The organism is Streptomyces sp. NPDC058664, from assembly GCF_042716635.1.
Lineage (GTDB): Bacteria > Actinomycetota > Actinomycetes > Streptomycetales > Streptomycetaceae > Streptomyces.
Window position 1 is genome coordinate 1 of record NZ_JBHXRW010000127.1, and the last position, 6,580, is coordinate 6,580.

7 protein-coding genes and 2 pseudogenes are annotated in these 6,580 nt (G+C 69.5%); 6 read left to right on the forward strand and 3 right to left on the reverse strand.

The features are described 5' to 3' along the window. Nucleotides 1-424 precede the first annotated feature (424 nt). Nucleotides 425-803 (forward strand): annotated as a pseudogene (locus tag ACFWUY_RS40160) (DEAD/DEAH box helicase family protein); the annotation flags it as partial. A 101-nt stretch (nt 804-904) separates the two neighbouring features. On the opposite strand, the gene ACFWUY_RS40165 reads toward ACFWUY_RS40160, so the two are convergent. From ACFWUY_RS40165 to ACFWUY_RS40175, 3 genes and pseudogenes are all read right to left on the reverse strand, one after another. Further along, a complete protein-coding gene (locus tag ACFWUY_RS40165; RefSeq protein WP_384121683.1) occupies nt 905-1,741 on the reverse strand; it encodes an alpha/beta fold hydrolase in 837 nt (278 codons plus the stop codon). Further along, nucleotides 1,738-2,328 (reverse strand): TetR/AcrR family transcriptional regulator, encoded by a 591-nt coding sequence (locus ACFWUY_RS40170; RefSeq protein ID WP_384121685.1) that lies wholly within the window; start codon nt 2,326-2,328, stop codon nt 1,738-1,740. The genes ACFWUY_RS40165 and ACFWUY_RS40170 overlap by 4 nt, the downstream gene beginning before the upstream one ends. Before the next feature lie 121 nt (nt 2,329-2,449). Continuing rightward, nucleotides 2,450-2,993 (reverse strand): annotated as a pseudogene (locus ACFWUY_RS40175) (serine/threonine-protein kinase); the annotation flags it as partial. Nucleotides 2,994-3,645: 652 nt separating this feature from the next. Between ACFWUY_RS40175 and ACFWUY_RS40180 the strand changes: the two are divergent. From ACFWUY_RS40180 to ACFWUY_RS40200, 5 genes are all read left to right on the forward strand, one after another. Then, nucleotides 3,646-3,999: a hypothetical protein gene (locus tag ACFWUY_RS40180; protein WP_384121687.1), complete on the forward strand. Its 354-nt coding sequence runs from the start codon at nt 3,646-3,648 to the stop codon at nt 3,997-3,999. Nucleotides 4,000-4,084: 85 nt separating this feature from the next. Then, a complete protein-coding gene (locus ACFWUY_RS40185) occupies nt 4,085-4,405 on the forward strand; it encodes a hypothetical protein (protein ID WP_384121689.1) in 321 nt (106 codons plus the stop codon). Between the two features lie 304 nt (nt 4,406-4,709). Further along, nucleotides 4,710-4,913: a hypothetical protein gene (locus ACFWUY_RS40190; protein ID WP_384121691.1), complete on the forward strand. Its 204-nt coding sequence runs from the start codon at nt 4,710-4,712 to the stop codon at nt 4,911-4,913. Nucleotides 4,914-5,292: 379 nt separating this feature from the next. Beyond that, the gene (locus ACFWUY_RS40195; protein WP_384121694.1) at nt 5,293-5,682 is read left to right on the forward strand and encodes a hypothetical protein; all 390 of its coding nucleotides are present in this window, start codon (nt 5,293-5,295) and stop codon (nt 5,680-5,682) included. Nucleotides 5,683-5,891: 209 nt separating this feature from the next. After that, a complete protein-coding gene (locus ACFWUY_RS40200; protein WP_030219333.1) occupies nt 5,892-6,095 on the forward strand; it encodes a cold-shock protein in 204 nt (67 codons plus the stop codon). Nucleotides 6,096-6,580 lie beyond the last annotated feature (485 nt).

Consider the following 6,580-nt stretch of genomic DNA (forward strand, 5'->3'; position numbering starts at 1 on the left):
AACGATCCACGGACGAGAGTTCCTCTTCCCCACGAAAGGAGCAACGAGCATCTGAGCCGACAGTCACACCGTCAGCAGCTTCTGTTAGGACCTCTAAAAGGGGGGTCCGCGGAGTATCCGTCCTCCCTGAGAGGGATGGATTCGGTCTTTGCCTTGGCGGCACGCTGTTCGGCGACTGTGGGATGAGCGGTTATCGCCTCGGGCGCCTGTCCTTGCTGGACCAAGACCTCTAAAAGTTCCTCACGTGCTTCGATGGTTCCCAGGTCCCGCAGTTCCGCCGCGGCTTCAGCAAGATGGCCGGCTGCGCTGAGGAGATCTGCTCTGACGATACGGGGGTCGGTCCACGGATCGGGGTGGGCGCGGGCAGTGCAATTCGGGTGCGCGCCGGGCGGCGTTCAGACGGGCGCGCAGTGCGGAGGCGTCCATGCGGCCAAGTGAACAGTACGGCACTGACAACGTGAGTCAGTCGCTCGAGAGCAGCGAGATCATCTGTGTCCCCGCACGGGGCACGATCGTGTCCGCGACCGGATCGAGCAAGACGATCACGGCGGCCGCGTGCGCTCTGGAGTCGTTCACGGGCGGGCGGATCCTGGTGACCGTGCCGACCCTGGGCCTGCTCGTGCAGACTGCCCAGGCATGGCGGGTGGTGGGCCACCGGGCCCCGATGGTCGCGGTGTGCTCGCTGGAGAACGACCTGGTACTGCACGAGCTGGGGGCGTACCACCAACCCGATCCAGCTCGCCCTGTGGGCCGGGAAGGGGCCGGTCGTCGTGTTCGCCACATACGCCTCCCTGGTGGACCGCGCAGGCGCCGGGCCCTTACCCGACCACCGGTCGGACAACATCAAGGAGCCGACGGCTCGCCGGCTCCGCACACCTCCGCCCCGGGCGTGTCTGATTCGGGTTCAGGCTCGAAATGCCTTCCGGAGGAGCTCGCCGAACTCGGCAGGGTGCGTGGTCAGGCCGGTGTGCCCGCCCGGGAAGTGCCGGAGTTCCGTGCCGAGATGCTCGGCCAGGTAGACGGCCGGACGGTAGGGCAGCTCGCCATGCGAGTCCTGGCCGCAGGCGAGCACGAGCCGGTCCGACAGTGCCTCCAGCCGGTTCATGTCCGGGGCGTAGGACATGAAGCTCGGCACGATGCGCCCAACGAAGTAGGGCAGGTTGGTCATCGTCCGCTCAACCCGCGCCGCTGCCTGCGGTGGAAGGCTGATCTCGGCCTTGGGCTCGGAGGTGTCGCCGCCCTTCTTGAGGCCCGCGGAGAAGACGGCCATCGCCGGCATGAGCCCCTCTGTGTGGAACGTCGCCTGTACGCGTGCGATGAGCGTGCGGTGTTCGGGGGCGTCCGGCAGGACCTCCACTACCGGCGGCTCGTGTGCCACGAGGCGTTCGATGCGTTCGGGGTGGGCGGTGAGCAGGTGCAGGGCGGCAATCGCGCCCGAACTGGAGCCGAACACCCGGGCAGGTTCATCGGGCGACAGTAGGTCCAGTATCCGCAGTGCGTCGTCGGCGTGTTCGGCCACGCTCTGCTCGGCCTCGGGGTCGTCCGTCGCGCTTTGGGACATGCCGCGCGGGTCGTAGGTCGCGACGGTGTATTCAGCGGCCAGGTCGTCGGCGATGCCGTCGAAGGAAGCCGCGCCGCCCGTCCCTCCGGGGATCAGCAGCAGGAGCGGGCCCTGGCCGCGTACTTCGTAGTGGAGGGTCGCGCCGTTCACGCGCAGGCTGCCGATGGTCGGATCGGTCATGCGGAGTCTCCTTCTCGGGACGGGGGCCAGTGCTGCAGGAGGGTGTGGAGGGCGTCGAGGGCGCGGACCCAGGACTGCTGGGGCGAACGCTCGTGCGCGAACCCGCCCGCGGCCTCCAAGGAGACGAAGCCGTGGAACGTGCTGCGCAGCAACCGGACCGCGTCGGTCAGGTCGGGCTCGCTCAGTCCGTAGCTGCGGAGCATGCCGTAGGTCAGCTCGACCGCGCGCCGCGGTCCGGCCGCTTTCGCGGCCAGCTCGGGGTCGATCCGGATCGGGGCCTGCGTCGCCATGTAGCGGCCCGGATGCTGGTGGGCGTACTCCCGCCATGCATCGGCAAACGCGACCAACGCGTCCTTGCCCGCCCGTCCGGAGGTGGCCTCCGCGATATGGATCGTCTTCTCGTCCGCCGCCAGCAACGCAATCCGTCCGCGCAGATCCTCCAGGCCGCGGACATGCGCGTAGAGGCTCGCATCCTTCACGCCGAGTCGCCGCGCCAGCTGCGACATGGTCATCTGGTCGAGCCCGACCTCATCCGCCAACTCGGCGCCCGCGACCGTCACCCGCTCCGCCGTGAGCCCTGCCCGCATCGTGCACCTTCCTCAATCCTAGGGATCCTAGTTTTAACCTAGAGCCCCTAGGGATCGCAAGGAGGAGGCATTACTCACGCGGGTAGTCCACTTTCGGCAGGCTCACCACGACTCACCCACCGTCGGGAGCGAGGAACCCAGGGGTCCCGAAGGCGGCTCCGGTGGAGGTCAGCCGGGTGGACTCGACGGCCCGCGCGATCCCGAAGTCGAATACGCGGGGGCCGTCCTCGGCCATGATGATGTTGCCCGGCTTGAGATCGCGGTGGACGAGCCCGCAGGCGTGAATGGCCTGCAGTGCTTCCGTCGGGGCGGCCCCCAGCAACCGCAGCCGGTCCTCGTCCATGGGACCCTGCTCCGCGAGCAGCCCGCTCAACGTGGGACCGGGGACGTACGCGGTCGCGAGCCAGGGCGCCGGGGCCTCCGGGTCGGCGTCCACGACCGGAGCCGTGTGGAACCCGCCGACCTTGCGCGCTGCGGCGACCTCCGCGCGAAACCGCTCACGGAAAATGCGGATCGGCGGCCAGCTCGGGACGGGCGACCTTGACGGCCACGGGACGGCCGCCCCGCGACCGTGCCAGGTACACGGTCCCCATCCCGCCGGCGCCGAGCTCCCGCTCCACGGCATAACTGCCGATGTGCTCCGGCAGATCCGATCCCGACCCCATGTCCCGCACGACCACTCCCCCTACGCGCTACGGCACATCAGTATGACCGGCCACAACCCCGGGCGCGGGCGAGGAGCACGGGACGTCACCAACAGGCGGAATGTCCGACGGTCGGCGGAGAACACTGCGCAACCGCCGCCTGCATGGACGGGGAGCCCGGGAAGGCGAGCAGCGCGCCGATCCTCGTGCACCGCCCTCGGCCTTTCGGGGCCGGCAGATCACGATGCGCCGGTGCGGAGGTGACGAGGTCCTCGGTCTGGCGCACCCCGGTCACGACCTGGTCGTCTTCCTCGGAGCCACCGGGATCCCCGACCCCGACACGGTGATCGATGATGCCGCCCGGGCCGAATGGCACGAAGGCCACACCAGTGCAACACCGCCTGACGGGCCGATTCCTCTCGGGCCGGGCAACCAGTGTTCTGGCCGTGCGGGCACGGGCTGGAGAGCGCACTCTGAAGTCATGGACGGCCCTGGTGAACCGCTTCCCGTGGCATCTGGTCCGAAGGGACCGGTGCATGGCCGCCGGAACACGGCCCTGGCTGTCCTGGCTGGGGCGGTCATCGGCGCCGGCGCGCTCGGCGCGTTCTGGGCCCTGACCGGCACCGACGCGGCACCTTCGAAAGCGGCCAGTTCCTCTGCCTCACCGTCACCCATGACGCAGGCCCCAAGCCCCTCGCCGGCACCGGCCGTCTTCCTGCTGACTGGCACGTTCCTGCTCACCAGCAGCGTGGTCAGCGACGGCGAAGGCGGATGCGAGGGAAGCGACGGTTTCGACGACATCACCGAAGGCGCGGCGGTCACGGTCTACGACGCGTCCGGAACGGTCATCGCCACGGGCGGCCTCGGCGAGTCGACCAGAACAGGAACGACGTGCCGCTTCGACGTACTCGTCCCCGGCGTCCCCACCGGCCAGGGCTTCTACAAGGTGGAGGTCACCCACCGGGGCACCCTCCAGATCAGCGAGAACGACGCGATGAGCGGGGCTTTCGGGGGCAGCCTGGGCTGACGTACACGCCGTGCGAGAACGACCACGCCGTCGTGGTGACGGCACCGGTCATAAGGGGGCGAGCAGCGAACGAAGTGTGATCGTCATGAGCAGTCCGCACGAGAACCCGCCGCAGTGGCAGCGCCCCGAACCGCCCGCGGCAGCGGAGAGACCACGAAGGAAGTCCCGAGTCTTCCTGTGGGTATTCCTCGCCATCCAGGTGCTCTTCCTGTTCTGGGTGATCGTCGGGGCGAGCTCCGGATCCGGAACTCCCGACGACTGCGGGACGCTCGACCAGCAGATGTGCAACAACGCCGAGAATCTGGGCACCGCGGTCGGGGTCGGCCTGATGATCTTCCTGTGGGCTGCCGTGGACGTCATCCTGGGCGTCTCGTACGCGATCTACCGCTTCTCCAAGCGCTCCTGACCGGGGCCACAGGCCGTCGGCCTCTTCCGAACCGGATCATGGGCACACCGGTCCGGAGTGCGCTGCCCCGCCCGGCCCGGGCCCTTTCGGCCGCTGGCCCGAGCCGAGCGAGCCGGACGACACCAGCATCAGCAAACCGGCCGTCCAGGTGCCTGCGCCAAGGGAAGAGCGCGGGCGGTGACACTGCGGCGGCAGGCACTGTCCGCGCTGCACGACGACGCCGAGCGCGAGGCCATCGTGGCCCGCGGCCAGTCCGTCCGCCGTGAGGGGTGACCCCACCGTGCCGGGCGGCGCTGAACCCCGTATGACCATCACGTCCACGACGATGCGGCCCGCCCCTGTCATCGGTGTCCAGCGGAGGAGCGGGGAAACGGTTCCCCGCTCCGGCCTGGAGCCGATCTTCAGCGAGCTGGCCCGGCGGTGGGAGACCGATGGCCGTCTCGTGCCCGGCCGTCCGGACAAGGAGTGGACGGTTCTCGCCTGCCGCTCCCCCTGGCCCGGAGGCTGACCCTGCACCGCACCCGCGAGGAACCACAGACGCTCCCCGGCACCTGCGGTTCGGGGCTGCCGGGCCGGCACACCGTGGTGGGGCCCACCGGTCCGGCAGCCCCATCAGCCCAGGGCTCACTGAACGGCGCCCGGCAGCACGAAGGCCCTGGTCCCTCGGGACCAGGGCCTTCGGTCGTACGGCCGCAGGAAGGGGAAGCCGGGAGCCGTTGACGCGACCCCGACGCCAGAGCACGCAGTCGGGGCCGCGGACCGCACCGGCCCCGACGTGGGGCGCCCGGACCGGCGCATGTGTCACAGAGCCCAACGCCCCGCCCGCGGACACGGGAACGCTTCGTGCCAACGTGAAGCGCCTCGTGTCTCCTGCGAGGATGCCGCTCATGCAGCCGCTGCCGATCCCCTGCCCCGCCGACCGGATCCCGGACGCGACCGGCGAGGACGCCTTCACCACCGCGTACCGGGCGGCCAAAGAGCAGCAAGTCGTGTTCGTCGCCATCGAGCGCCAGGGCCCGCGGTGGACAGTGAAGGCCGACGCGCTCACTGCCCCGCAGCACACCCTCGACACCACGAGGCACGACGCCGTCCGCGAAGCCGTCAGCTACCTGATCGACTCCCGGCAGATCCGCCCCGACTCCTTCGCCGACCCTGCCTACGTCGTGCTCTACGACATGGACGGCGAACCGCGGGCCCGCGAACTGGCCGCCGCTGTGCACGCCGCCTTCTACGGCGACCTCGAACCGCCGGCCCGGGCCGCGCCTTCTACGTCCTGACGGTCATCTGCCCCTGGGTGTCAGGCGTTTCCTGTGGTCACAGTGGGTACGGGCGTGTACCGTCCCTGTTAGCTGTCGTGGTTCGGATCCTCCCTTTGCCCATGACTCCGGCGTGGGCTTTTTTGCTGTGCTGTGCCGCAGGAACCAGGGCGATCACCTCCGCCTCCCACACCGTGTGGGCGGCGTTCGTCGGCTGGAAGGCATGAGACATGGCTACGGGAATCGTGAAGTGGTTCAACTCGGAGAAGGGCTTCGGCTTCATCGAGCAGGACGGTGGAGGCCCGGACGTCTTCGCCCACTACTCCAACATCGCTGCCCAGGGCTTCCGCGAGCTCCAAGAGGGCCAGAAGGTGGAGTTCGACGTCACCCAGGGCCAGAAGGGTCCGCAGGCGGAGAACATCCGCCCGGTCTGAGCCTCGCCCAATCCCCGACGCCCCGCAGGCCGCTCTCAGCCGCCCGCGGGGCGTCGCCGCATTCCTCAGTGCCAGCGATGGTGACGTCCGACGTCGCCCAGGGCCCGTGGGTCCCCCGAGCGGACACCATCCCCCTCGGTAAGGATGTCCCTCGCCGGACCTCGTGGGTGGTGGCGCCGAGCCGTTCCTGTTGGTCAGCGCCGCGCGTAGGGCGCCTTCCCTGACGAAGCCGGCCTTCTCCGCCATGGCCCAGGAGGCCATGTTCCCCGCCTCCACTCTCCACTCCAGGCGCTGGACTCCGCGTTCATTGAAGGACCAGATGGCCAGGGCGAGCACTGCGATTACTGAGGTTGAACTCGTGGTGTCATAGGGGCTGACGAGCGGCAGTCCCCTGCGGTATCACCGGGGCATGCGGTATCCACAAGGGGGCGGGCTGACCGCCGAACGGCAGCAGTTCCGCGAGGGGGTACGGCTGAAGGCGGCCG